Raw genomic sequence first — 24,632 nt, 5'->3', positions numbered from 1 at the left:
GCGCCGGGCAAAGCGCCTCCGTTTCGCGGGAGCCCGCATCTTCCCCCACTGCCCAAGAGTGCCATGCGCCGCATCCTCCTGTTCCTCGGTACCAACATCGCCGTCCTTTTGCTGCTGGCCATCGTGTGCCGCCTGTTCGGCATCGACCAGATGGCCGCCGCCAACGGATACGGCGGCATGACCGGCTTGCTGCTCTACGCCGCCGTGTTCGGCATGGGCGGCGCCTTCATTTCGCTGGCCCTGTCGAAGTGGATCGCCAAGCGCAGCACCGGCGCCCGCGTGATCACCCAGCCGCAGAACGAGACCGAGCGCTGGCTGGTCGACACCGTGCGCCGGCACGCGCAGAGCGCCGGCATCGGCATGCCCGAAGTCGCCATCTACGACGCCCCGGAGATGAACGCGTTCGCCACCGGCATGACGAAGAACAGCTCGCTGGTGGCGGTGAGCTCCGGCCTGCTGCAGCAGATGGACCGCGAGCAGGCCGGCGCCGTGCTCGGCCACGAGATCGGCCACGTGGCCAACGGCGACATGGTCACGCTGACCCTGATCCAGGGCGTGTTGAACACGCTGGTGATCCTCGCTGCGCGCATCGTGGGACGCGCCATCGACGGCTGGATGAGCGGCGGTCGCGACGAGAATCGCGGTGGCGGCGGCATCGGCTACTTCGTGGTGGTGATGGTGCTGCAGGTGGTGTTCGGCCTGTTCGCCTCGATCATCGTGGCCGCGTTCTCGCGCTGGCGCGAGTTCCGCGCCGACTCGGCCGGTGCACGGTTCGCCGGCCGCGGCGCGATGATCTCCGCGCTGCAGCGCTTGAAAGCCAACCATGGCGAAAGTACCTTGCCCAACACCATCGCCGCGTTCGGCATCTCCGGCCCGCTGGCCGATGGCCTCAGGCGATTGTTCATGAGCCACCCGCCACTGGACGAACGCATCGCCGCGCTGCAGAACAGCCGCTGACCGCAAATCCTCCCCCTCCCCTGCTTGCAGGGGAGGGCCGGGGTGGGGTCCGCTCTTGATCTTGTCGGCCAAGGCCTAAAATCAGGAGCCAACCCCCTCCCAGCCTCCCCCTGCGAGCAGGGGGAGGAGTCATTTCGTCAACGCAACTCTGGAACATCCACGCATGAACGCACCCGCCACCGAAACCCGCAAATTCGAAGCCGAAGTCGCCCAGGTGCTGCACCTGGTCACGCATTCGCTGTACTCGCACAAGGAAATCTTCCTGCGCGAGCTGATCTCCAACGCCTCCGACGCCTGCGACAAGCTGCGCTTCGAGTCGATCGCCAACCCGGCCCTGTCGGCCGGCGACAGCGAGCTGCACATCGACGTCAGCTGGGATCCGGACGCGCGCACCGTCACCGTGCGCGACAACGGCATCGGCATGAACCGCGACGAGATCGTGGCCAACATCGGCACCATCGCCAGCTCCGGCACGCGCCGTTTCCTGGAGGCGATGTCGGGCGAGCAGAAGGCCGATGCGCGGCTGATCGGCCAGTTCGGCGTGGGCTTCTACTCTGCCTTCGTGGTGGCCGACAAGGTCACCGTGCTGAGCCGCCGCGCCGACGCGCCGGCGGGCGAGGGCGTGAAGTGGGAAAGCGACGGCAAGGGCGAATACTCGCTGGATCAGGTGGAGCTGCCCGAGCGCGGCACGGCGGTGATCCTGCATCTGAAAGCCGACGAGGACGAGTTCCTCAAGCGCTGGCAGTTGCGCTCGCTGATCACCCGCTACTCCGACCACGTTGCCTTCCCGATCCGCATGCCGACCGAGAAGGACGACAAACCCACCGACGAATTCGAAACCATCAACGCCGCCTCGGCGCTGTGGACCAAGCCGAAATCGGAGATCAGCGACGAGGATTACCAGAGCTTCTACAAATCCCTCGGCCACGACTTCAACGACGCACTGGCCTGGACGCACAACCGCGTCGAGGGCAGCCAGAGCTTCACCACCTTGCTGTACCTGCCGTCGCAGCCGCCGTTCGACCTGATGATGGGCGGCCGCGACGAGCGCAAGGGGTTGAAGCTGTACATCAAGCGCGTCTTCATCATGGACGCGGCCGAGGAGTTGCTGCCGAACTACCTGCGCTTCGTGCGCGGCGTGGTCGACGCCGACGACCTGCCGCTCAACGTCAGCCGCGAAATCCTGCAGCACAACCGCCAGCTGGAGCGGATCAAGGCTGCCTGCGTCAAGCGCGTGCTCGACCTGATCGAAAAGCTGGCCCGCGACGAGCCCGAAAAATTCGCCACCTTCTACAAGGCCTTCGGCAACACGCTCAAGGAAGGCATCAGCGAAGACGCCAACAACCGCGAGCGCATCGCCAAGCTGCTGCGCTTCGCCAGCACCAAGGGCGAAGGCACGGCGCAGAACGTCTCGCTGGACGACTACATCGGCCGCATGGCGATCGGCCAGGACGCGATCTGGTACATCACCGCCGACAGTTACGCCGCCGCGTTCGGCAGCCCGCAGCTGGAAGCGTTCAAGGCCAAGGGCATCGAAGTGCTGCTGATGTCCGACCGCATCGACGAGTGGATGATCGGCAGCCTCAGCGAATACGAAGGCAAGAAGCTGAAGAGCGCGGCCAAGGGCGACGTGCCGCTGGACGAGGCCGACAAGAAAAAGCAGGAAGAGGCCACCAGGGAAGCCGAGCCGCTGCTGAAAAAGCTCAAGGAGCTGCTGGGCGATCGCGTGGGCGAGGTCAAGGTTTCCGCCCGCCTCACCGATTCACCGTCGTGCCTGGCCTTGAGCGATTACGAAATGGCCCCGCACCTGGCCCGCCTGTTGCGCGAAGCCGGACAGGACATGCCGGAATCCAAGCCGACGCTGGAGATCAATCCGGCGCACGCGCTGGTCAAGCGGGTCGAGACGGAAAGCGATGAGGCCAAGGCGAAAGACCTGGCCACCCTGCTGCTGGAGCAGGCGGAAATTTCCGCCGGCGCCCAGCTACCTGATCCGGCGGCCTTCGTGCAGCGGATGAACCGGGTGTTGCTGGGGTAAGGCGAAATCATTCGCTTCGACAAGGAGCCCGCCATTGGCGGGCTCCTTCGATTCGACCCCGCGCCAAAGTTGTAAATCGCGCTGGTGATGCGCTCGGCTGAACTGCTTCGCCCCTTTTCTCCCTGCCGCCGGATGTCGACCGACGAGCTTCAATTTGCGCAGCCATGCTCTGTACCGATTGCCAATCCGGTTACCACGCGCCCTACGACCGCTTCGAGCGCATCGCGACGAATCCGGACGTTCCCAGCTTTCTGATGCGTTGCAAAGAATGCGCCGCGCTGTGGCATGAAACGTCGGGCGTCCCCCAACTGCTTACCAGGACCCACGCCCGAGGGTTGTATCCGCTCGCGCGGATCTAGGGATGCCTGCGGGTGGCGGCCGGCATTGCAGGACTTGAATCCAGCTATTGGTCATGCCATATTTGTCTCCATATTTGGAGACGAATGTGGAATCTATCCTTGCCGACGCCAGCATCAGCATCACCGAACTGAAACGCAATCCGAGCGCGGTGATCGAAGCCGCCGATGGCGAATCGGTGGCTGTGCTGGTGCATAACAAGCCCAGTGCCTACCTGGTGCCCGCGGAAACCTACAAGCGTCTGCTGGATCGGTTGGAGGATCTGGAACTGGCCGAATTGGTGCGCTTGCGTGCCACGGAACGCCGCATCAAGGTCAAGCTTGATGAGCTATGACCTGGAGTTCGTGGCGTCCGCGCTGAAGGAATGGCGCAAGATTTCTCCCGGCATTCGCGACCAGCTGAAAAACAAGCTCGGGGAGCGCCTGCAGAATCCGCATGTGCCAGCGGCGCGCCTGCATGGTCTACCGGACTGCTACAAGATCAAGTTGCGCACCGCCGGTTACCGGCTCGTTTATCAGGTCAACGACCAGGTGGTTGTCGTCACCGTTATAGCGGTGGGCAAGCGCGACAAAGGGCTGGTCTATCGGTTGGCGGACAAGCGCGTCTGATTGAGCGGCTCACTGGCAAAGGGAAACGTTCACCACGCATCCTGCGACCGGGAGCTTGCTGACATGCCGTTGTCAGCAGGGTCGCGCCACGCTCCACGCAACTTCCGTTGCCGAGCATCGCCATGTCCGACTCCAGCATCACCCTGCATGTCACCCGTGCCGCCTTTGAGTTGCCGGACACCAGCCCCTTCGTGATCAAGACCGAGGTGCAGCTGAAAATGGCCGGGCTGGCGTACGAGCGGGTGCCGATGATTCCGCCACAGGCGCCTTTGGGTAAGTTGCCCTTTATCGACGATCACGGTGAGGTGGTGAGCGATTCCACCTTCATCCGCACCCATCTCGAGCGCAAATACGGGGTCGATCTGGATGCGGGCCTGGATGCGCGCCAGCGGGCGCAGGCGTGGGCGATCGAACGCCTGCTCGAGGATCACCTTTATTTCGCGATGGTCTGGTTCCGCTGGATCGATCCGGAGAATTTCGCCAAGGGGCCGGCCCGGTTCGCCGACAGCGTGCCCGAGCCGCAGCGCGCGCAAAGACGGGAGCAAATGCAGGCGGGAAAGCGCGCCGAACTGCACGCCCAAGGTATCGGCCGGCACAGCCCGGAAGGGATTGCGGCGCTCGGCGTGCATTCGGTCGATGCCCTGGCAGCCTTGCTGGGAGAGCAGCCGTATTTCATGGGCGCCTCGGCCAGCGGTGTGGACGCTACCGCACTGGGCGTGCTGGCCGGCATACTCACGCCCTTCTTCGATACGCCACTGCAGCGGGCGGCTGCGGCCCATCCGAATCTGGGGGAATACGTCGCGCGGATGATGCAGCGCTATTACCCGGCGCACGTCTGGCCCGGGCGCGGAGCCCGATAGCGTTCGCCGCCAGCCGACAATTGCACGGCTGCGGCGGCGTCATCACCTTCAAGTGGCCCTTCGCCGCCCCTGTGGACGCGCGCATGCGGTATCTCCGAGTGGACGGCTTTACGGCTGGACGGTGGCATGGCGCGCGGGGAATGACTCGCGGCGCTACCGGGCGGCCGACATCCCTCGCGCATGGCAATGATAGAAAACTATCATTGACTTTCAAATGATAAGAAGATAACACTGCACCGTGGATGTCCTTCAACGACCATCACGGGGAGTACGTCATGGAATTGCATCATCCGTATCGCAGCCGGCGTATCAGCATGGCCGTGGCGTTGGCGCTCTTGATGCCGGTGGCAGCGTGGGGACAGCCGCTGGCGGGGAATGAAGCGGGCGTGGCCGGCGCCGGCGCGGCGCAGGGAGACCCCGAAACGGCGCCGGCCGCCGAACAGGCTCCCACGTCTTCAGGCGACGCATCGACGACCAATCTGGGCACGGTGATGGTCACCGCCAACAAGCGCAGCGAGCGCTTGCAGGATGTACCGATGGCGGTGTCGGCGGTGTCCGGCAGCGATCTCCAGCGCCAGAGCGCGCGGAGTTTTTCCGATTACGCCAGCCGGGTGCCGGGCCTCAACATCGTATCGCAGGGACCGGGCCAGACCCAGCTCACGCTGCGCGGCGTCACCTCGGGCGCCAACACGCCGAACGCCACCGTGGGCACGTACATCGACGACACGCCCTACGGCTCCAGCACCGTCTATTCCGCGGGCAGCGTGTTGACGCCGGATATCGACCCGGATGATCTGGAGCGCATCGAAGTGCTGCGCGGCCCCCAGGGCACGCTCTACGGCTCGAACACGTTGGGCGGTCTGCTGAAATTCGTCACGGTGAAGCCGGACAGCACGGCAGTCGCCGGCCGCCTCTCGGTGGGCGCCAGCAGCGTGTCGGGCGGCGAAGGCGGCATGGATTCGCACGCCATGTTCAACGTGCCGCTGATCAAGGATGCGCTGGCGCTGCGCGTGAATGCGTACGCGCGCCACGATCCGGGTTACATCGACAACGTGGCCACCGGCGAGAAGGACGTCAACGACGCCGAGGTGCGCGGCGGCCGTGCGCAACTGATGTGGACGCCGTCTGAGGCTTTCTCGCTGCGCCTGTCGGCGCTGGCGCAGAACCTCCACGGCAAGGCGCTGGCCAACGGCGGCGTCGACGTGGATCCGCTGACGCTGAAGCCGCTCTACGGCGACCTGAAGCAAAGCCGCGCGCCCGGCACCGGCAATTTCGGCGTGCGCTATCGCCTGTACGACGCCAGCATCAACGCGGATTTCGGCTGGAGCCAGTTCGTTTCGGTGAGCAGCTACAGCACGCTGGATCGGCAGGCCAACCCCGATGCGACCGTCGCCTATGGCCCGATCGTCAACCCCGCGCTCGGGCTGGACAACGGCGGCTATTCGATCAACGGTCCGGTCACCCTGGGCAAGTTCACCCAGGAGTTGCGGCTGCAGTCGCGCGCGGATCAGGTGCTGGAGTGGCGCGCCGGCGTGTTCTATACCCGCGAGCACACCACCAACCAGCAGGACGTGCTGAGTTTCGACGCCACCACGGGCGAACCGATCGCGCTGCCTTTCACGCTGGGGCACATCGCGGTAGGGCCGGCGACGTTCACCGAGTGGGCCGGCTATGGCGACATCACCTGGCACGCCACGTCGCAATTCAGCCTGTTGCTGGGCGCCCGCTATACGCATGACAGGACCACGTTCAACCAGAGCGGCACCGGCATCCTGGTGGGCGACAGCGACTTCACCATCAAGGGCTCGGACAGCCCCACCACCTTCCTGTTGAACCCCAGCTTCAAGTTCAGCGACGACCTGATGGCCTACGTGCGCATCGCCTCGGGCTATCGGCCGGGCGGCCCCAACGTGGGCGTGCCACCCGGTCTTGGCGCACCGGAGACGTTTGGTCCGGACAAGCTGGTGAGCTACGAGCTGGGCTTGAAGTCGACCATGCTCGACAAGCGCATGACGTTCGACGTGGCCGCCTTCTACATCGACTGGGACAAGATCCAGCTGACCTCCTTCGCCGGCGGTTTCAGCTTCCTGGGCAACGGCGGCAAGGCCCGCAGCCAGGGCGTGGAGGCCAGTTGGCAATACGCCGCAGCGCCCGGGCTGGTGCTGTCGGCCAACGCTACCTGGACCGATGCGGAGCTGACCGCCGACACGCCGCCGGGCCTGTACGGCTACAAGGGCGACGCTCTGCCGTGGGTGCCGAAATGGAACGCCCATGTCGGCATCGATTACGACTTTCCGCTCGCCGGTGCGTGGTCGGGTTTCGTCGGCGGCAGCTACAGCCATGTGGGCGAACGCAAGACCGATTTCCAGGCTGTGCCCGGCCCGCGCTTCGACGCGCCCGGCTACAACGGCGTCGACCTGCGCGCGGGCGTGAACATCGCCAACTGGACCCTCAAGGCCTACGTCAAGAACCTCACCGACGATCGCGGCATCAGTTCGATGGCGTCGGAAACCACCGATCCTCTCGGCAGTCCGTTCGGCGTGGTCTACGTGACACCGCGCACCGTCGGCCTGTCGGCCAGCGTCAGCTTCTGAGCATGTCCCTTCATCGCCATCTTTCTGGAGTGTGTCCATGAATCGTTATGCGAAGCTCGCCGTGGCGTTGGCCCTCAGCCTCTGCACCGGCCTGGCCACCGCGCAGGTGCCGCCATCGCCGGCAGTTCCGGCGCCCGCCGGCTCGACCGTGTTGCCAACACCGGCCAAGGTCACGGCCGCCACCGCGTCCGAAAGTGATGCCACCCACGCATTGACCGAAGCGGACCTCACCACCTTCTTCGACGGCCTGGTGCCTTACGCACTCAAGCGCGGCGATGTGGCCGGTGGCGTGATCAGCGTGGTGAAGGACGGCAAGCTGCTGTTCGCCCGCGGTTACGGTTATGCCGACCTGAAAACGCGCAAGGCACCATCACCGGAAACCACGCTGTTCCGCCCCGGGTCAACCTCCAAGCTGTTCACCTGGACCGCGGTGATGCAGCAGGTGGAGCAGGGCAAGCTGGATCTGGATACAGACGTCAACACGTACCTCGACTTCAAGATCCCCGCGCGCGACGGCAAGCCGATCACGCTGCGCCAGATCATGACCCACACCGCCGGTTTCGAGGACACCGCCCGCGGCCTGCTGCCGGCGACCACCGACGAGGTGGACCTGGAGAACTACCTGAAGACCCACATCCCCGCGCGGATCTATCCGCCGGGCCAGATCGTGGCGTATTCCAACTACGGCTGCGGCCTGGCCGGCTATATCGTGCAGCGGGTGTCGGGCGAGCCGTTCGCCGATTACATCAAGCACCACATTTTCGATCCGCTGGGCATGCAGCACTCCAGCTTTGCGCAGCCGTTGCCGCCGGATCTGGCGCCGCTGATGGCAAAGGGTTACGAGAGCGTGTCCGACGGCAAGCCGCGCGCGTTCGAGCCGGTGGATCCGGCCCCGGCCGGCGCGATGAGCAGCTCGGCCACCGACATGGCGAAGTTCATGATCACCCAGTTGCAGGGCGGTCGCTTCGGTGACACGCGCATCCTGCAACAGGCCACGGCCGAGTTGATGCACAGCCCGCAGCACACCGCGGCGCCGGGCCTGCCGGGGTTCGACCTGGGCTTCTACCAGGAGGACAGCCACGGCCAGCGCATCATCGGCCACGGCGGCGACACCATCGTGTTCCACAGCGATCTGCACCTGATGCTGGATGCGAACGTGGGCATCTTCATGTCATTCAACAGCGCCGGCAGCGAGGGCGGCGCGCATGTGATCCGCAAGGCGATATTCCAGTCCTTCCTCGACCGCTACTTCCCCCATGACGCACCCGCGGAAGCCACCGTGGCCAGCGCGAAAACGGATGCCGCGCGCGTTGCCGGCTGGTACGAATCCAGCCGCCGCAACGACAGCGCGCTGCGTCCCCTGTACCTGCTGGGCCAGACCAGCGTCGTGCCGCAGCCCGACGGCACCATCGTCGTCTCGATCTGGAACGACTACGCGGGCAAGCCGCTGCACTGGCGCGAAGTGGGGCCGCTGACCTGGCGCGAGGTCAATGGCGATGCGCACCTGAAATTTGTCACCGACGACAAGGGCGACATCGCGTACTGGGCCACCGATGTCGAGGCACCCGTGTTCGTGTTCCAGCGCGTCTCCGCTGCACGCTCGATGAGCTCGGTGAGCCTGTGGGGCGGGCTGTCGTTCCTACTGGTGATCGTGGCGTTGTTGAGCTGGGGCATCGGTGGCTGGGTACGCCGTCACTACGGTCGCCCGATCGCGCTGAACGCGGCGCAGCGCCGCTGGCGCTTGCTGTCGCGGCTGGGCCTGCTGGCGCTGTTCATCGACATCGCCGGCTGGATCGCTCTGCTGGTGAGCTCGACCATCAGTGAGGACATGCTGCTGCAGGGCACGATGACGCCGTGGCTGTACCTGCTCTACGTGCTGGGCGTGCTGGCCCTGCTCGGCGCGCTGGCGGTGGTGGTGCATGCGGTGCGCAGCTGGATGGCGCCGCGCCGCGGCCGCTGGGTGCTGGCCGGCGAAACCCTGCTGGCGCTGGCGGCGATCTACCTGAGCTGGTTCATCGTGGTGTTCGGGTTGATCAGCTTCAACGTCCGCTACTGACTTCACCCGCGTGGCGGCGAAGCCTCGCCGCCGCGCTTTATCCGGGAATACACGCATGAACGTTCATGAGTGCGGGCGGTTGCGCCTGCAGGCCACGCAAAAGAGCTGGGCGATCAAGGCGCCATTCCACATCACCGGCTACACCTTCACCGCGTTCGATGCGCTGATCGTGGAGCTCACTGACGAGCAGGGCCGCACCGGCCGCGGCGAAGCGCAGGGCGTCTATTACCGCCACGACACGCCGGCCACCATGCAGGTGCAGATCGAGGCGATGCGTGCGCAGATCGAGGCGGGCATCGATCGCCAGATGCTGCAGCAACTGCTGCCCGCCGGCGGCGCGCGCAACGCGCTCGATTGCGCCCTGTGGGATCTCGAAGCCAAACGCAGCGGCAAGCCCGTGTGGCAACTGGCCGGGCTGGATGCACCCAGACCGCTGCGCACCACCTACACGCTGGGCGCGGAAGAGCCGGCAGCGATGGCCGCAGGTGCCAAGGCCTATGTCGCCGCCCGCGCGATCAAGCTGAAACTCACCGACGACGGCCGCAGCGCCGAGCGCGTGCTCGCCGTGCGCGAGGCGCGGCCGGACGTGTGGCTGATGGTCGACGCGAACCAGGGTTTCACCCGCGAGTCCTTCGCGCGCCTGCTGCCCACGTTGGCCGAGGCGCGGGTGGACGTGGTCGAACAGCCGTTCCCGGTCGGCAACGAGGCGTGGCTGGATGGCCTCGATCGACCGATCCGCATTGCCGCCGACGAAAGCGTGCAGGATCGCAGCGACCTGGAAAAAATGGTGGGCCGTGTCGACGTCATCAACATCAAGCTGGACAAATGCGGCGGCCTCACCGAGGCGCTGGTGATTGCCGCCAGGGCGCGCAAGCTGGGCTTCGACCTGATGGTGGGCAACATGGGCGGCTCGTCGCTGGCGATGGCCCCGGCGTTCGTGGTGGGCCAGTTGTGCGACGTGGTGGACCTGGACGGCCCGATCAGCCTGATCGACGATTACACCCCATCGGTGACGTACGAGGACGGCAGCGTGTGGTGTCCCGAAGCAGTCTGGGGCGGACCGCTCACACTGTAGGAGCGCACCCTGTGCGCGAATGCTCTTGCGGGAATCGGGAATCGGGAATCGGAAGAGCATTCGCGCACAGGGTGCGCTCCTACAATCCACGAGTGAATGGAGTGATCCGTGCCCCATAACCTGACGCCATCCACCGAGCGCAACTGGTTCGGCCATCCGCGCGGCCTGAGCGTGCTGTTTCTCACCGAAATGTGGGAGATGTTCTCCTTCTTCGGCATGCGGGCGTTGCTGGTCTATTACATGACCAAGCATCTGGACATGGACCAGGAATACGCCTCGCTGGTGTACGGCGCGTATGCGGCGTTCGTGTATTTCACCCCGGTGTTCGGCGGCATGATCGCCGACCGCTGGCTGGGCCGACGCAACGCGGTGGTGATCGGCGGAATCACCATGGCGCTGGGTCACTTCATGATGGCGTCCGAGCCGCTGTTCTACCCGGCGCTGGCCACCATCGCCCTGGGCAACGGCCTGTTCCTGCCCAGCCTGGCCAGCCAGATCGAAGGCCTCTATCGCGACGGCGATCCGCGCAGCAAGACCGCGTACAACATCTATTACGTGGGCATCAACCTGGGCGGCTTCATGGCGCCGCTGGTGTGCGGCTCGCTGGGCGAATGGTATGGCTGGCATTGGGGCTTTGCCGCCGCCGGCCTGGGCATGCTGCTGTCGGTGGCGATCTATCTTGCCGGTCGCCGCTACCTGCCGCCCGAACCCCCGCGCCGCGAGCGCGTGGCCACCCGGCCGCCGGTGGATCGCGCGGTGATCGATCGCTTCATGCTGCTGATCGGCATCGCCGCCATCGTGGTGGTGTTTCGCGGCGCCTACGAGCAGACCGGCAACACCATCGCGCTGTGGGCCGATCAGGGCGTCGACCGCCAGTTGGGCAACTGGGTCATTCCGATGACCTGGTTCCAGGCGATCAACTCGCTGGTGGTGTTCGCCTTTACGCCGCTGTTGGTGGCGCGCTGGGCACGCCTGGCACGACGCGGCGTGGAAACGCCCTGGCTGGCCAAGATGGCATTCGGCGCTTTCGTGGTGGGCTGCTCGTTCCTGATGCTGGCCGCGGTGGAGGCCTGGTGCGAGGCGCATGGCACGCGGGCCAGCTGGCTGTGGCTGGTCGCATTTTTCGTGCTGCTGACCACGGGCGAGCTGTACATCCTGCCGGTGGGGCTGGGGCTGTTCGGTCGCATGGCGCCGGAAGGTTTTCGCGCCACCAGTATCGCCACGTGGTTCTTCGCCGGCTTTTTCGGCAACCTGCTGGCCGGCGCGCTGGGCACTTTGTGGAGCCAGCTCAGCCACCCGTGGTTCTTTACCCTGATCGCCGCGGTGGCAGGGCTGTCGGCATCACTTCTGTATATGCTGGGCCGCCGCATCGGCGACGTGGAAATCCATGCATCCGCGGCCGTGGTGCTGGCGCGATGAGCGAAAAGCGATGACCAAAGACCTGCAAAAGAAACTGAAAAGCCGCTGGGACAGCTTCACTGCGTCCGAGCAGAAGATCGCCAGCCACCTGCTCAACAACCTCAGCGGCATTCCGTTCGAGACGGCCGCATCGCTGGGCAAGCGGGTGGGCGTGAGCGCCATGACCGTGGGACGCTTCCTGCGCAATCTCGGCTATGCGGGGCTGGGCGAGCTGAAGGAGGAGCTGCGCGGCGATGCGCCCTGGCTGAAGCTGTACAAGGTGCCGCCGCCATCGAGCGATGCGGATTTCGTCAGCGAGAATCTGCAGGCGGAAATCCGCGGCCTCACCGACGTGCACGCGTTGGCGCGCACCGAGGAGTGGCGAGCCATCGTCAGGATGCTGATCGAGGCAGACAAGGTGTCGATCGCCAGCTTCCAGCATGGGCGCTTTCTGGGCCTGGGTTTCGCCAGCCTGCTGGAACACGTGCGGCCGCGGGTCACCTTCGACTCCGGCGCGGATGGCGCGTACACCGAGCTGCTGCTGGATTCCACGCCGCAAAGCTGCGTGGTGCTGATCGATGTGCGGCGCTATTCGCGCCACTTCCGGCTGCTGGCCGACGAGGTGGCGGCCCGCGGCATTCCGCTGGTGATCATCACCGACACGCAGTGCTACTGGGCGCGCCAGCTGACCCCGAACGTGCTGATGGTGCCGCTGCGCGCTGAACGCGCGTGGCACAGCCTGGGCACGTTCACCGCATTGTTCAGCCTGTTGATCAGCGCGATGACGCGCGAGATGGGTGACGTGCTGGGCCGCATCGGCGACATCACCCAACTGCGGCAGAAGTTCGTCGGCTATGTGGGCCCGTCGCTGGCGACACGCGCCGACACCAAGCCGCCTGTCCCGACCAAGCCCGCCACACGGCGGAGGAAGAAGCCCGATCCGTCGTAGGACTTCCATGGTGGGGAAATACCTGTGGGAGCGGCTTCAGCCGCGATGCTTTTGCGATTCCCGATTCCCGATTCCCGATTCCCGTTAAAAGCATCGCGGCTGAAGCCGCTCCCACAGGAAAGCCGAGGTAACGCTCAGCAGCGCAGCCGCCCGCCGGCCAGGGTTTCGCAGGGATGGAATGCCGGCGGCCTTGGCCCCATGGGACGGCGCCCGTCGTGGTCCCGATCGTGGTCGCGATCACGATGCTCGTCATGGCGGCGCGGCCAGCGCGGTGAGGTGCCCCAATACGGAGAGGCATAGATGCCGGGCGGCTGGGTCAGTTCATCCTGGTACTGGGCGTTCTGCTGGCGCAGCGTTTCGTTCTCGATCAACAGGTGCTGGCGGTTGGCTTCCGCGTCGATCAGTGCTTGCTGCTGCGCCTGTTGTTCGCGCTGTTGCGCAGTGGCGGCAGCCTCGTCGGCCTGGCGCTGGGCCCGCTCGTTTTCCGATTGCACATGCGCTTCCAGACGCTGCTGGTAGAGCGCCTGCAACTGGCGTGCGTCGGCATAGCTTTTCGCCGCGTCGAGCTGGCCCAGTCGCAGGTAGCGGTCGATGATTTCGGTGTCGTCCGCGCGATGCACCAGCTCGCCGCTGCCGGGGCAGGGCTTGTCGGTGTATTCGACCTGCCCGCCATGGCTGCATTTGTAGATGTTCTGCGCCAGCGCCGGCGATGACGCCGCCACCCACAACAGCAGGGCCAGACAGGGCGAAAACCGGGCAAGGGTCGAGGTGTTCATAGCTCCGGCATTCTGCACCGAAACGCGTCAGGAAAAAGTTGCCAGCCTGAACCGATGCAATCCGGTCGCGATGGCGCCGTGAGCTAGGCCGGCACCGCCTCGCCCGCCGAACGACGCCACGCACGCAGACCGATCACCGCCAGCACAATGAAGGCCGCATACAGCACCGCCGTGATCAGCAGCGATTTGTATACGTACTCGCCCACGTACAACACATCGACCGTGATCCACAGCCACCACGCGGCGATGTGTCGGCGGCCTTGCCACCATTGGGCGACCAGGCTGAAAGCGGTCAGCGCCGCGTCGAGCCAGGGCAGCGCGGCGTCCGTCCAGCGGTGCATGGCGAAACCCAGCGCCAGCGCGCCCAGCGCGCCGACGCCGACGTGTTGCAGCGCATGCCGGAACGGCAGCGGCGCCAGTTGCACCCGGCCCTGATCGTCCAGGTGCTGCATCCAGCGCACCCAGCCGTAGACGATCATCACCGCGAATGCGCCCTGCAGCAGGGCGTCGGAGTACAGCTTCGCGTCGACGAAGATCCACGCATAGATCAGCACCGACACCAGACCGATCGGCCAGCACCAGGGGCGCCGCCGCGCCGTGAGCCACACGGCGAGGGCGCTTACCAGTGCGCCGATGAGCTCAATCCCGCTCATCAGAAGCCGACCGTCACCGACAGCCGCGTCAACCGTAGCGCACCGGGGAACAGGTAACTGTCACCGCCGGAACTGCCGGTGTCGCGCCAGTAGAACCGGTTGAAAACGTTGTCCACGGCCAGCCGCGCGACCAGCGAGTGGCTGCGCCATTGCGTGGTGTAACGCAGGCCAAGGTCGAATACGTGATAGGCGGGCACGCGCTCACGGCCGTCCGGTGTAGCGACGTTGGACGACGCGTAACGCCAGCCGCCCAGCACGCTCAGCGCGGGCGCGAACGGCAAACGGTAATCGGCGTGGATGGCCGTGCGCAGGCGCGGCACGTTCACCACCTGATGGCCTTCATAGGCGGCGGCGCCGGTGTTTTCGGCACGGGCGCGGATGAAGCTGGCGCTGGCGGTGAGGTTGAGGTTGGTTCCCAGTTTGCCGTTGGCGCCCAGTTCCAGCCCGGTGTGCACCTCTTCACCCTGCTGCACGAAGGTAAAGCCAGCCTCGGTGTCATCCGGCCGGGCGAATTGATACGGCTGGCGGATGCGGTAGATCGCGCTGGTGAGATTCAGCGCCTCGCTCACCTGATATTTCACCCCGGCCTCGACCTGCCGCGACAGCCGCGGCGCCAGCGTGCTGCCGTCGTTGCTGGTCCAGTACGGCGCCTCCTGTCCCAGCGAAAGGCCTTCGCTGTAGCTGAGGTACGCGGTCAGCGGATCGCTCGGCTGCCACAGCACGGCCGCCTGCGGCAGCGCCTTGCTGAGGCGGGTGTTGCGCTCGGGCACGCCGTCGCTGTCATAGGCGCGATCATGCAGGCGCACGAAGCGCTCGCCGGCAATCACCTGCCAGTGCTCGCCCAGGTGGATGCGGTCCAGCGCGAACAGCGAGTGTTGCCAACTGGTCAACCGTCGCGCCGAGGCGCCGGGTTGGTTGGGCGAGGGCGCGAACACCGGCGGGTCCACATCGGCGATGTTCGCGGTGCCCACGTAGTCATAGACGTCCTGGCGGCGGTCGATGCTGCGCTGGAACGCGCTGGCGCCCACGCTGATCTGGTGGCTCAGCGCGCCGGTGTCGAAGCGGCCTTCCAGCACCGCGCGCGCCTCGTTGTCCACGCGGGTGTCGTCGGGGCTGCGATAGTCATAGATGTCGTAGTCGCCGTTCGACGCGAAATAATTGCCCGGCGTGGCGCCGCTGGCGCAATCGGCCGCGTAGAAACAACCGTAGGCAAACGCCACGTTGTCATCGATCACGCTGCGGCTGTGGCCGGCGGAAAGGCGTAGGCGCCAGTCCTCATTGAACGCATAGGCGAAGCGCGCGCTGCTGTTGGCGGCGTGGATGTCCACCGGCTTCTGCCACGGCTGGAAACCCAGCATGCGCGTGGTGCTGGCGTGGGCGGGGATGGTGCTGCCGCCCAGCAATTGATAGCCGGACACGGAACGCTGCGCGCTGGTCTGGTAGTTGCCATCCAGCTGCAGCGTGGCCTTGGGCGAGATGTTCCAGTCGATGGCCGCCGCGTAGAAATTGCGCCGGCCATCGGCATGCTGCACGTAGGAATGGGTGTCTTCGTAGGCCGCGTTGAGGCGCACTCCAAAGGCCGGCGTCAGCCAGCCGCCCACGTCCAGCGCGCCGTAACGCGAGCCGTGCGAGTCAACACCCAGCGTGACGTTGCGGACATTGTCCGGCCGCTTGCTGACGTAGTTCACCACGCCGCCCGGCTCCATCACGCCCGCTTCCAGTCCGGCCAGGCCTTTCAGGATCTGCACCTGTTGCTTGTCTTCCAGCGCCACCGGCTGCTCGCCGGCGATGGTGAGATTGTTGAGGCGCAAACCGGTGGCCAGGTCCAGCGGATAACCGCGGATGGCGATGTCCTGGTAGTAGCCGACCGGCGCGTAGTTGTCGCCCAGCGAAGCATCCTCGCGGGCCAGTTCGCTCAGCGTGCGGATCTGCCGGTCGTCGATCTGCTGGCGACTGACCACGGTGACCGAGGCGGGCGTGTCGTGCAGCGATGCGTTGCCATAACTGTCCAGACCGGTGCCCGGCGCGGCGTCGCGTTCAGCCGCGGCCTTAACGTCGATGGTCGAGAGATCGGTGGTGCGCGGTTGCGCGTTCTGGATGTCGGCGGCGTGCGCCACGCCAAGGGAAGCCAGCAGGGCGAGCAGGAGGGGAGTGCGGGAAAGAGTCATCGTCGTCGTCGGATTCGGTGGACACACGAAGCGACGGCGGATCGACCCATCCATGAAAGATGCATCGATCCGTATCAAGCTCCCTACGCCGGTGCAAACCGGATCAGGTTCCAAGGGACTCTCTCAGCCCGGCAAACGCCAGGCACCCCCGCTTCAAGAATGCGTATTTAAGCACGGAATGGTGCGGGGCGGCTGCATGCGCGCTGTGGGGGGGCGACTTCAGTCGCGATGCTCTTGTTTGATCGGAGCCAAAAGCATCGCGGCTGAAGCCGCTCCCACAGGGTGCGCTCCTACATGCAGCTGCGGATCGCTTGCAGCAGTGATTGACCCGCGCGAGTGCCGAACCAGGCGGCATGTCCACGCAAGAACGTGTCGTAGGCCACGTCGGCATTGGCGCGCGATTGCGTGATGGCGTGGAAGTACTCCACCTCCGAGAGCGCGAAATCCACATGCACCAGCGGCAGCAGATCGGCCAACAAACGGACGTCCGCGCGATCCAGCGGCCGCACCTGTCGATAGCCGGTGACCAGCGCGCAGGCGATGTCCGCATGCGCCGCATGGTCGTCCAGGGCCAGCCACGCGATCGCATTGCGCTCGATGGCGGTGGCGATATCGAACAGCGCGAAGTTGGCCGCCGCGAGGCCGAAATCCAGCACGTCGGTGATGTGCGCGCCCGCGCTGCTGTCGCTCCAGCACAGGTTGGAAACGTGCCAGTCGCCGTGCGTCCACAGCTGTGGCTGGCGTGCCAGCAACGGCTGCGCGGTGGCATGCCATGGCGCCAGAAGCTCGCCGAGTTCGGACGTCCAATTGCGCCCGGCAAGATAGCCGGCCAGACCGGGCCGTGATGGCAGTTGCGCCTGCAGCGCAGCGATGGGGTCGGCAGCAAGGATCAGCTCGCTGCGTGCGACCAGGATGTGCGTATCGCGCTGGGGCGCGGCATAGCCTTCGGCGGCGTTGTGCAGCGTCGCCAGCGTGCGCCCGGCCACCAGCGCGTGGTCGCTGACGGGCAGCGGTTCCCACGAGATCGCCTCGCGATAGAGGTCGGTGCCTTGCGCCTGTTCATGCACCTCGTAAACCCAGTCGCCGATGGCCACGGCCGTACGCGCCTGTGCATCGCGCAACACCGCGGGAATCGGCAGGCCGGCGTGGCGCAGGTGCGCGATGAAGCGATGCTCCTCGCTCAGTGTGGCGACCGAGCGCACGCGGCGGTGATGCCGCTTCACGAACACATTGCCGCGCGCGGTTTCCACCAGACAGGCGGCCGACAGGGGACGCGGGCTGTGCCAGCGAATGGCGCCGAACCGGCCGACCTGCGGATAACCGGCCAGCAGCGTTTCAACCTCGGCGGTTGTCAGCGCCGGCCAATCCGGCGGCGTGTTGTCGCCGGCCAGGCCGTGGGCGCGATGGGTGGAGTCGTTCATCAATCCGGTTTTGACAGGACGAAAGCGCAGGATTATGGCCGAAAGCCGCCACGGCGCGCTTTCGTGCCGCGTCCGCATCGCGTCTAATGGACGGCTGTTTCGTCCATGTGCCGCCGCTGATGAGTGCGATGTTGATGTTGTTCGTGTGCCTGGTGCTGGGCACGTTGGTGGCGCGTTATGCGCGGCCGCCCGCCGGGATGGTCGCGTCGCTCAACTGGTGGGTGCTCAACGTGGCGCTGCCGGCGCTGGTGCTGGAGCTGATTCCGCGCGTCACCTTCAATCCACAGCTGTGGTTCCTGGTGGCGTCGATGTGGCTGACCTTCGGCGGCGCGTGGCTGCTGTTCGGCGTGCTGGGTGCCAGGCTGGGCTGGTCGCGGCAGCGCATCGGCGCGCTGATCCTGGTCTGTGGCTTGGGCAACACCGGCTTCATGGGTTATCCGCTGCTGCAGGCGCTGCGTGGCAAGGAAGGCCTGTCGCTGGCGATCGTCGCGGACCAGCTGGGCACCTTCATGATCCTGGCGTCGGCCGGCATCGTGGTGACTTCCATCTATGCCGGCGCCGTTGCCAGCCCGCGGCTGATCGCGCGGCGGGTGGTGCTGTTTCCCCCGTTCATTGCGCTGGTGCTGGGTGCGATCGCCGGCCAGTGCGGCGGCTGGCCGGTGCTGCTCGATAGTGTGTTTTCGCCGATCGGCGCCACCATGACACCGTTGGCGCTTTTTTCCGTGGGTATGCAGTTCAAGCTGCGGGGCTCGCAGGGGCAATGGCTCGCGGCCAGCATGGGACTGGGCTGGAAACTCTTGCTGGCGCCGCTGCTTTGCCTGGCATTGGGCGTCGCCACGGGTATCGGCGGACTGGTGCTGGCCGTGGGCGTGTTGCAAGCGGCGATGGCGCCGATGGTGTCGGCGGCTATCCTCGCCGACGAATACGGGCTTGACCCCGAACTGGCCAATACCGTACTCGGTGTGGGCATCCTGATTTCCTTGTTGACCGTGCCATTGGCCAACCTCTGGTTGGCGACGTGATTCATTTGCCTTGCGTACGGGCACTTATGCACCGAGACTGAACGCACTATCCAAAAGGAGGCAGGTTTGCTATGGCGGGTTTTGAGCGGATCAAGCGATTGCTGGGAAGAGGTGCCCCTGCCGATCGCCGCGCGGTGCCCCGTGCCGACTTGCCCCGTGGCGCGCGCGTGTTGGTCGTGGACGATTCATCCACCATCCGCGCCGTGCTGGGCAAGATGCTCAGCCAGGAAGGCCACGTGGTGTTCAAGGCTCCCGACGGCGAGACCGCCCTCGAAATGGCCCAGGTCGAACAACCCGACCTGATCTTCCTGGACATCGTGCTGCCCGGCATGAACGGCTTTGCGGTACTGCGCGCGCTGCGCCGCGACCCGGCCACGCAGACCATTCCCATCGTGATGATCAGCGGCAACCTGCAGGCCACCGAGCAGTTCTACGTGCAGCGCTTCGGTGCCGACGACTTCATGAAAAAGCCGTTCGGACGCAGCGAGGTTTTCGCCCGCATCCAGCACCTCACCAAGACCGGTCGGCTGGTGATCCGCGAACGCAGCCACGACGAGACACCCGCTCACACGGATACGGAACTCGAGCACGACGCGATTCCCGATATCGCCATGCCCGATCCGCATGACTTGTTCCGCTAGGCCGTAATCTGCGCATTCCCTGTGGGAGCGACTTCAGTCGCGATGCTCTTGATTTCGCATTTCAAGACTCAAAGGCATCGCGACTGAAGTCGCTCCCACAAAGCCTCCAGCAACCTCCCCACCTTCACGCGTCGCGACCGAAGTCGCTGCGACGGAACTACTGATCTGTTTCCGGCGTGACTGGTCGCCACAGATGGTAGACTTAGCCACAGGACTTAGCTAAGGAGGCCACCATGTCGGAAATTATCAATGTGCATGAAGCCAAGACCCACCTCTCGCGGCTCTTGGACAAGGCGCACGCGGGAGAGGAGATTGTGCTTTCCAAAGCAGGTAAGCCGTACGCGCGGTTGATGCCGCTGGAGACGCCGAAGCGGAAGTTGGGTTTCATCAAGGGACATGTGGACAGCAGTTTTTTCGACGCATTGCCGGATGGCGAACTGGCTGCCTGGGAAGGCAAATGAGAATACTGCTCGATACGCATGCTTTTCTGTGGGCGTTGATGGAACCGGGACAGCTTTCCTCGCGTGCGCTTGGTTTGCTGGAGGATGACAGCACCGAGATCATGGTCAGCGCTGCGTCCGCCTGGGAGATCGCTACCAAGTCTCGTCTCGGCAAGCTGCCCGGCGCGAAGCGGGTGGTTGCCGATTACCCGGCCGCTTTGCACGGCCTGGGCGCCATGCAGCTTTCCATCACGACCGAACACGCACTCAAGGCCGGCATGTGGCCGGCAGATCATCGAGACCCTTTCGATCGCATGCTGGCCGCGCAATCCGATTGGGAAAAGCTGCCGCTGGTCAGCTGTGATCCTGCGATGGAGCAGTTCGATATCGAGGTGATTTGGTAGCGCATGCGGTGGGTGCAAGCATGCGCGCGCCCCTGTGGGAGCGGCTTCAGCCGCGATGCTCTTGGTTTCGTCTTTCGATATTCAGAAGAGCATCGCGACTGAAGTCGCTCCTGCAACAAAGCGTGCCGACCACCGCAAACAACCTCCTGATCTTCACGCTATGATTTGCGTTCACCCGGGGGAGCATCTGTTTGAACCGCCTGAGCATCGTCCTGCCCGCCAAAAACGAGGCGCCTGCGCTGGCCGAGTTGTTGCCACGTTTGCGCGCCATGCACCCCGACGCCGAAATCATCGTGGTCGACGACGGCAGCACCGACACCACGCGCGATGTGTGTGCCAACGCCGGCGTGCAATGCCTTTCCTCCCCGTATTCCATGGGCAACGGCGCAGCCATCAAGCGCGGCGCGCGCATGGCCAGCGGCGACATCCTGGTGTTCATGGATGGCGACGGCCAGCACGATCCCGCCGATGTGGCGCGCCTGCTGGGAAAACTGCAGCAGGGCTACGACATGGTGGTCGGCGCGCGCAACTGGGGCAGCCAGGCCGGCGTCGGCCGCGGCCTGGCCAACACCTTGTACAACTGGCTCGCTAGCCGCATGACCGGCCATCACGTGGCCGACCTCACCTCCGGCTTCCGCGCCGTGCGCGCCGACAAATTCAGCGAGTTCATCCACCTGCTGCCCAACGGCTTCAGCTACCCCACCACCAGCACCATGGCGTTTTTCCGCAGCGCCTACCCGGTCGCCTACGTACCGATCACCGCCGCCCAACGCGTGGGCAAAAGCCACATCCGCCCGCTGCACGACGGCGTGCGCTTCCTGCTGATCATCTTCAAGATCGCCACGCTGTACTCGCCGCTGAAGTTGTTCGTGCCGGCCAGCGGCGTGTTTTTCCTGCTGGGCCTGGCCAACTACGCACGCACCTTTTTTCTTTATGACCGGCTGACCAACATGAGCACGCTGATGTGGAGTGCGGCGGTGATCGTGTTCCTGATCGGGCTGATTTCCGAGCAGATCACGGCGTTGACGTATCGGCGTGATGAGTGAATCGGTGAGGCCTGTCGTGCTGGTGTTGGCATCCACCTATCCGCGCTGGGCCGATGATGTGGAGCCGGGTTTCGTACACGAGCTGTCGCGTCGTTTGACCGCGAAGATGGATGTCATCGCGCTGGTGCCCGACGCGCCGGGTGCGGATCCCAACGGCATGCTCGATGGGGTCGAGGTCATCCGTTATCGCTATGCGCCCCGTCGCCTGCAGACCCTGGTCAACAACGGCGGCATCGCCACGAACCTTCAGCGTCATGCGTGGAAATGGCTGCTGATACCAGGGTTCGTACTGGGTCAATACGCGGCGGCGAGGCGGCTGCTCAAACAACGGCGGATTGACGTCATTCACGCGCATTGGCTGATCCCGCAAGGGTTGGTTGCGCTTCGCCTGAGGCGCCGCTTCGCCATTCCTTATCTGGTGACGTCACATGGCGGGGACTTGTTCGGTTTGCGCGGGCGCGTCCTCAATGCGCTGAAGCGACGCGTGGCCGCTTCGTCCTCCGCCATGACTGTCGTCAGTAGTGCCATGCGGGATGAGGCGATGGCCATCGGTCTCACATCGCCGGAACTGGCGGTGCTGCCCATGGGTGTCGACCTGTGCAGGCGCTTCGTTCCCGGAGCAAGGGAGGAACGCGCCACCGACGAACTGCTTTTCGTGGGCAGGTTGGTGCCCAAGAAGGGACTGCCGTATTTGCTCGATGCGATGCCTCGGGTGCTCGCCCGCCGGCCATCTGTTCGACTGAACATCGCGGGTTTCGGGCCGGAAGAGCCGTCGTTGCGGGCCCAGGCCCTACGGCTTGGCATCGAAAGCAGTGTGAATTTTCTCGGCGCCATGCCGCAGACAGCGCTGCCGCAGCTTTATCGTCGTGCCAGCGTTTTTGTCGCCCCCTTCATTCGCGATGACACCGGCAACCAAGAGGGCTTGCCGGTGGTGCTGATGGAGGCGATTGGTTGCGGTTGTCCGGTTGTCGTGGGCGAAGTGGCCGGTGTTCATGACCTCCTCGGTGATGCGGCAACCGACGTCTGTGTCGATGCAAGGAATGCGGAGGCCCTGGCGGCAGCCATCCTGGCAACGCTGGACGATCCAGAGCAGGCGATCGAGCACGCGAAGCGCATCCGCGATGCCGCCGCCAGTCGCGTGGATTGGGGCGTCATTGCAGATGGCTATGTCGATCTGCTTGCCGCTTGCGCCTCCGGCATGCCATCGAAGGGGACGCACGCATGACGCACGTGCTGGTTTGCGGTGGTGCCGGCTACATCGGTGCGCACATGGCAAAGGCCCTGGCGCGCGCGAACTGCAAGGTGACGGTATTCGACAACCTTTCCACCGGTCACCGCGCGGCGGTTCGGTGGGGGGATCTGGTCGAAGGCGACCTGCTGGACAAGGCAGCGCTCGCAACGTTGTTCGCGACGCACCAGTTCGATGCCGTCATGCACTTCTGCGCCTTGTCGCAAGTGGGCGAGTCGGTGCGCCATCCGTATGCGTATTACGAAAACAACGTCACAGGTACGTTGAACCTGCTGGAAGCCATGCGCCACGCGAGCGTCGATCGCCTGGTCTTTTCGTCCACCGCGGCCGTCTATGGATTGCCGGTGGCCGATTACCTCGATGAATCGCATCCGACCTCGCCGATCAATCCCTATGGCGCCAGCAAGCTGATGGTCGAGCGCATGCTGGCGGATGCCGCGCAGGCCTACGGGCTGCGTTCCGTTGCCCTGCGCTACTTCAATGCCGCCGGCGCGGACCCGGATGGCGAGATCGGCGAATCGCACACACCGGAAACCCATCTGATCCCCAACGTGCTCCGCAACGCCCTGGGCGAGGGCAATGGTTTGCGGATATTCGGCAATGACTATGGAACGCGAGACGGCACCTGCGTGCGCGATTACGTGCACGTCGCCGACCTGGCGTCGGCGCATCTGTTGGCCATGCGCTATCTCGATGCCCACCCTGGCGCGCATCACTTCAATCTCGGCAGCGGCCATGGCTACTCCGTGATGGAAGTCATCGATGCCGCGTGCCAGGTTACCGGCAAGTCGATTCCCTTTGCTGTTGAGCCGCGCCGGGCAGGTGATCCGCCGACGCTGGTGGCCGACAGTTCGCGCGCCGCCGACGTGTTGGGGTGGCGGCCATCGTTCGATGCCATGCCCGCCATCATTGAAACGGCATGGCGCTGGCATCGCGCGCCGCGCTATTGATTCGTGGTCTTCAGCGTGGGCGTCAGCTCGCTGGCGCGCGCGCCGAGCGCAAGCAGGTGTGGTTCGAGCGCGCCGATCAGCTGGGTCCAATCGTCTATGGGTACGTCGGCAACCACCGGCCGGTCGAGTTGAAGCAGCAGCGCACGAGCGAGGTCAGAGGCATCGTCCGCGCGGTACAGGTACGGACGCATGTCCGCCAGAAGATGTGACATGGCCCCAACGTCCGCGGCGGCAACGGGCAGCCGGCAGGCCAGCATTTCGTACGCTTTCTGCGGAAAACAATAGCGCCCAAATGTCGTGTCGCGGATACAGATGGCACCCACATCAAGTGCGCTGAACAACTCTGCTGTGCGGGCGTGAGGCAGCATGCCAAGTTGGTGAATGCGATCGCCGGCTGGCGGCGGAAACCCCGGATCCACCGGTCCGGCCAGCACCAGGTGCACGTCGTGACGCTGCTGCGCCACGATCTTCCACGCTTCGTAAAGCGTGCCGATGCCTTTGTCGCGGTAGAGACCACCGGCAGTGCCGATCAAGCGTGCATCTGCCGGCAACCCCAGCGACTGCCGGGAGGCCAATCGATCCTTCGGGCGGAACACGGATCGATCCACCGTACTTGGCATGGCGATGATCTCGCCTTGCGCGCCGTAGCCTTCAACGACCAGTTCGCGCAGCGGTTCGCTGGTGGTGGTCACCAACGCCGCGCCACGTACGGCACGCCGTAGCGCTGGCACCATGCCGGGTATGCGCGCCTGCCCAAAGCCTTCGAAATTGTCGTAAAGATCCACGGCGTAGGGCACGTTCAGGCGCAGCGACAGCCATCGTGCAAGGGCGACATGTGGAATGTCGGATGCTCCGATCAGCAAGTCGGGCGCATAGTTGCGCAGGCGTTTCAGCAGGTGGCGCGGGTAGCCGGCCAGCGCGGGCAAGTACAACCGCCCCAACGAGCGCGACTCCCGACGTCCCCCCGATTTTG

Annotated in this window: 22 protein-coding genes and 1 riboswitch; of the genes, 17 read left to right on the top strand and 5 right to left on the bottom strand. The window is 65.1% G+C overall.

Annotated features, from left to right (window positions below):
- Nucleotides 1-63: 63 nt before the first annotated feature.
- From htpX to UU9_RS00870, 10 genes are all read left to right on the top strand, one after another.
- Entirely contained in the window at nt 64-957 is an 894-nt protein-coding gene (gene htpX / locus UU9_RS00915; RefSeq protein ID WP_007079823.1) for a protease HtpX, read from the top strand.
- Nucleotides 958-1,120: 163 nt separating this feature from the next.
- Entirely contained in the window at nt 1,121-2,992 is a 1,872-nt protein-coding gene (gene htpG / locus UU9_RS00910) for a molecular chaperone HtpG (RefSeq protein ID WP_007079822.1), read from the top strand.
- A 445-nt stretch (nt 2,993-3,437) separates the two neighbouring features.
- The gene (locus tag UU9_RS00905; protein WP_007079821.1) at nt 3,438-3,683 is read left to right on the top strand and encodes a type II toxin-antitoxin system prevent-host-death family antitoxin; all 246 of its coding nucleotides are present in this window, start codon (nt 3,438-3,440) and stop codon (nt 3,681-3,683) included.
- Nucleotides 3,673-3,957, top strand: a complete 285-nt coding sequence (locus tag UU9_RS00900) for a type II toxin-antitoxin system RelE family toxin (protein WP_007079820.1) — start codon at nt 3,673-3,675, stop codon at nt 3,955-3,957. Before UU9_RS00905 ends, UU9_RS00900 begins: the two co-directional genes overlap by 11 nt.
- A 122-nt stretch (nt 3,958-4,079) precedes the next feature.
- Nucleotides 4,080-4,817, top strand: a complete 738-nt coding sequence (locus UU9_RS00895) for a glutathione S-transferase family protein (protein ID WP_007079819.1) — start codon at nt 4,080-4,082, stop codon at nt 4,815-4,817.
- A 275-nt stretch (nt 4,818-5,092) separates the two neighbouring features.
- Complete coding sequence (locus UU9_RS00890) at nt 5,093-7,411, top strand: TonB-dependent receptor (RefSeq protein WP_007079818.1); 2,319 nt, start codon at nt 5,093-5,095, stop codon at nt 7,409-7,411.
- Nucleotides 7,412-7,448: 37 nt separating this feature from the next.
- On the top strand, nt 7,449-9,467 hold the full coding sequence (locus UU9_RS00885) for a serine hydrolase domain-containing protein (RefSeq protein WP_007079817.1): 2,019 nt from the start codon (nt 7,449-7,451) through the stop codon (nt 9,465-9,467).
- Nucleotides 9,468-9,522: 55 nt separating this feature from the next.
- A complete protein-coding gene (locus tag UU9_RS00880; RefSeq protein WP_007079816.1) occupies nt 9,523-10,542 on the top strand; it encodes a dipeptide epimerase in 1,020 nt (339 codons plus the stop codon).
- 108 nt (nt 10,543-10,650) lie between these two features.
- Complete coding sequence (locus tag UU9_RS00875) at nt 10,651-11,961, top strand: peptide MFS transporter (RefSeq protein WP_007079815.1); 1,311 nt, start codon at nt 10,651-10,653, stop codon at nt 11,959-11,961.
- Nucleotides 11,962-11,971: 10 nt separating this feature from the next.
- Nucleotides 11,972-12,889, top strand: coding sequence for a MurR/RpiR family transcriptional regulator (locus UU9_RS00870; RefSeq protein ID WP_156804143.1), 918 nt, complete (start codon nt 11,972-11,974; stop codon nt 12,887-12,889).
- A gap of 134 nt (nt 12,890-13,023) precedes the next feature.
- On the opposite strand, the gene UU9_RS00865 is transcribed toward UU9_RS00870, so the two are convergent.
- From UU9_RS00865 to UU9_RS00850, 4 genes are all read right to left on the bottom strand, one after another.
- Nucleotides 13,024-13,665: a DUF4124 domain-containing protein gene (locus tag UU9_RS00865; protein ID WP_007079813.1), complete on the bottom strand. Its 642-nt coding sequence runs from the start codon at nt 13,663-13,665 to the stop codon at nt 13,024-13,026.
- A gap of 83 nt (nt 13,666-13,748) precedes the next feature.
- Entirely contained in the window at nt 13,749-14,318 is a 570-nt protein-coding gene (gene pnuC, locus UU9_RS00860) for a nicotinamide riboside transporter PnuC (RefSeq protein WP_007079812.1), read from the bottom strand.
- Entirely contained in the window at nt 14,318-16,486 is a 2,169-nt protein-coding gene (locus UU9_RS00855; protein WP_040669886.1) for a TonB-dependent siderophore receptor, read from the bottom strand. The genes pnuC and UU9_RS00855 overlap by 1 nt, the downstream gene beginning before the upstream one ends.
- Nucleotides 16,487-16,549: 63 nt before the next feature.
- A riboswitch (TPP riboswitch) is annotated at nt 16,550-16,646 on the bottom strand.
- A gap of 130 nt (nt 16,647-16,776) precedes the next feature.
- The gene (locus tag UU9_RS00850) at nt 16,777-17,907 is read right to left on the bottom strand and encodes a phosphotransferase enzyme family protein (protein WP_007079810.1); all 1,131 of its coding nucleotides are present in this window, start codon (nt 17,905-17,907) and stop codon (nt 16,777-16,779) included.
- Between the two features lie 128 nt (nt 17,908-18,035).
- Here UU9_RS00850 and UU9_RS00845 point away from each other — a divergent pair, with 128 nt between their 5' ends.
- The 7 genes from UU9_RS00845 (at nt 18,036) to galE (ending at nt 23,659) form a co-directional block, all read left to right on the top strand.
- Nucleotides 18,036-18,929 carry an AEC family transporter gene (locus UU9_RS00845; RefSeq protein WP_040669892.1) on the top strand — a complete coding sequence of 298 codons (894 nt, stop codon included), beginning with the start codon at nt 18,036-18,038 and terminating at the stop codon, nt 18,927-18,929.
- Nucleotides 18,930-19,000: 71 nt separating this feature from the next.
- Nucleotides 19,001-19,570: a response regulator gene (locus UU9_RS00840; protein WP_007079808.1), complete on the top strand. Its 570-nt coding sequence runs from the start codon at nt 19,001-19,003 to the stop codon at nt 19,568-19,570.
- A gap of 233 nt (nt 19,571-19,803) precedes the next feature.
- A complete protein-coding gene (locus UU9_RS00835; RefSeq protein WP_007079807.1) occupies nt 19,804-20,031 on the top strand; it encodes a type II toxin-antitoxin system Phd/YefM family antitoxin in 228 nt (75 codons plus the stop codon).
- Complete coding sequence (locus tag UU9_RS00830) at nt 20,028-20,414, top strand: type II toxin-antitoxin system VapC family toxin (protein ID WP_007079806.1); 387 nt, start codon at nt 20,028-20,030, stop codon at nt 20,412-20,414. Before UU9_RS00835 ends, UU9_RS00830 begins: the two co-directional genes overlap by 4 nt.
- A 191-nt stretch (nt 20,415-20,605) precedes the next feature.
- On the top strand, nt 20,606-21,460 hold the full coding sequence (locus UU9_RS00825) for a glycosyltransferase family 2 protein (RefSeq protein ID WP_007079805.1): 855 nt from the start codon (nt 20,606-20,608) through the stop codon (nt 21,458-21,460).
- Nucleotides 21,453-22,685 (top strand): glycosyltransferase, encoded by a 1,233-nt coding sequence (locus UU9_RS00820; RefSeq protein ID WP_040669884.1) that lies wholly within the window; start codon nt 21,453-21,455, stop codon nt 22,683-22,685. Before UU9_RS00825 ends, UU9_RS00820 begins: the two co-directional genes overlap by 8 nt.
- On the top strand, nt 22,682-23,659 hold the full coding sequence (gene galE / locus UU9_RS00815; protein ID WP_007079803.1) for a UDP-glucose 4-epimerase GalE: 978 nt from the start codon (nt 22,682-22,684) through the stop codon (nt 23,657-23,659). Before UU9_RS00820 ends, galE begins: the two co-directional genes overlap by 4 nt.
- Here galE and UU9_RS00810 read toward each other — a convergent pair.
- Entirely contained in the window at nt 23,653-24,585 is a 933-nt protein-coding gene (locus UU9_RS00810) for a glycosyltransferase family 4 protein (protein ID WP_237710191.1), read from the bottom strand. The two genes, galE and UU9_RS00810, sit on opposite strands and share 7 nt — an antisense overlap.
- Nucleotides 24,586-24,632 lie beyond the last annotated feature (47 nt).

Origin of the sequence: Rhodanobacter fulvus Jip2 (genome assembly GCF_000264315.1) — a bacterium.
In the GTDB taxonomy this organism is placed as follows: Bacteria; Pseudomonadota; Gammaproteobacteria; order Xanthomonadales; family Rhodanobacteraceae; genus Rhodanobacter; species Rhodanobacter fulvus.
Note: the sequence above shows the minus strand (reverse complement) of the source record. Positions and strands in the feature narration are given on the sequence as shown.

What these genes read in the sequence shown, in the direction of transcription:
- htpX (WP_007079823.1), top strand. Translation starts at nt 64, where the DNA reads ATGCGCCGCATCCTCCTGTTCCTCGGTACCAACATCGCCGTCCTTTTG.
- htpG (WP_007079822.1), top strand. Translation starts at nt 1,121, where the DNA reads ATGAACGCACCCGCCACCGAAACCCGCAAATTCGAAGCCGAAGTCGCC.
- UU9_RS00900 (WP_007079820.1), top strand. Translation starts at nt 3,673, where the DNA reads ATGAGCTATGACCTGGAGTTCGTGGCGTCCGCGCTGAAGGAATGGCGC.
- UU9_RS00895 (WP_007079819.1), top strand. Translation starts at nt 4,080, where the DNA reads ATGTCCGACTCCAGCATCACCCTGCATGTCACCCGTGCCGCCTTTGAG.
- UU9_RS00890 (WP_007079818.1), top strand. Translation starts at nt 5,093, where the DNA reads ATGGAATTGCATCATCCGTATCGCAGCCGGCGTATCAGCATGGCCGTG.
- UU9_RS00885 (WP_007079817.1), top strand. Translation starts at nt 7,449, where the DNA reads ATGAATCGTTATGCGAAGCTCGCCGTGGCGTTGGCCCTCAGCCTCTGC.
- UU9_RS00880 (WP_007079816.1), top strand. Translation starts at nt 9,523, where the DNA reads ATGAACGTTCATGAGTGCGGGCGGTTGCGCCTGCAGGCCACGCAAAAG.
- UU9_RS00870 (WP_156804143.1), top strand. Translation starts at nt 11,972, where the DNA reads ATGACCAAAGACCTGCAAAAGAAACTGAAAAGCCGCTGGGACAGCTTC.
- UU9_RS00865 (WP_007079813.1), bottom strand. Translation starts at nt 13,665, where the DNA reads ATGAACACCTCGACCCTTGCCCGGTTTTCGCCCTGTCTGGCCCTGCTG.
- pnuC (WP_007079812.1), bottom strand. Translation starts at nt 14,318, where the DNA reads ATGAGCGGGATTGAGCTCATCGGCGCACTGGTAAGCGCCCTCGCCGTG.
- UU9_RS00855 (WP_040669886.1), bottom strand. Translation starts at nt 16,486, where the DNA reads ATGACTCTTTCCCGCACTCCCCTCCTGCTCGCCCTGCTGGCTTCCCTT.
- UU9_RS00850 (WP_007079810.1), bottom strand. Translation starts at nt 17,907, where the DNA reads ATGAACGACTCCACCCATCGCGCCCACGGCCTGGCCGGCGACAACACG.
- UU9_RS00845 (WP_040669892.1), top strand. Translation starts at nt 18,036, where the DNA reads ATGTTGATGTTGTTCGTGTGCCTGGTGCTGGGCACGTTGGTGGCGCGT.
- UU9_RS00840 (WP_007079808.1), top strand. Translation starts at nt 19,001, where the DNA reads ATGGCGGGTTTTGAGCGGATCAAGCGATTGCTGGGAAGAGGTGCCCCT.
- UU9_RS00835 (WP_007079807.1), top strand. Translation starts at nt 19,804, where the DNA reads ATGTCGGAAATTATCAATGTGCATGAAGCCAAGACCCACCTCTCGCGG.
- UU9_RS00830 (WP_007079806.1), top strand. Translation starts at nt 20,028, where the DNA reads ATGAGAATACTGCTCGATACGCATGCTTTTCTGTGGGCGTTGATGGAA.
- UU9_RS00820 (WP_040669884.1), top strand. Translation starts at nt 21,453, where the DNA reads ATGAGTGAATCGGTGAGGCCTGTCGTGCTGGTGTTGGCATCCACCTAT.
- galE (WP_007079803.1), top strand. Translation starts at nt 22,682, where the DNA reads ATGACGCACGTGCTGGTTTGCGGTGGTGCCGGCTACATCGGTGCGCAC.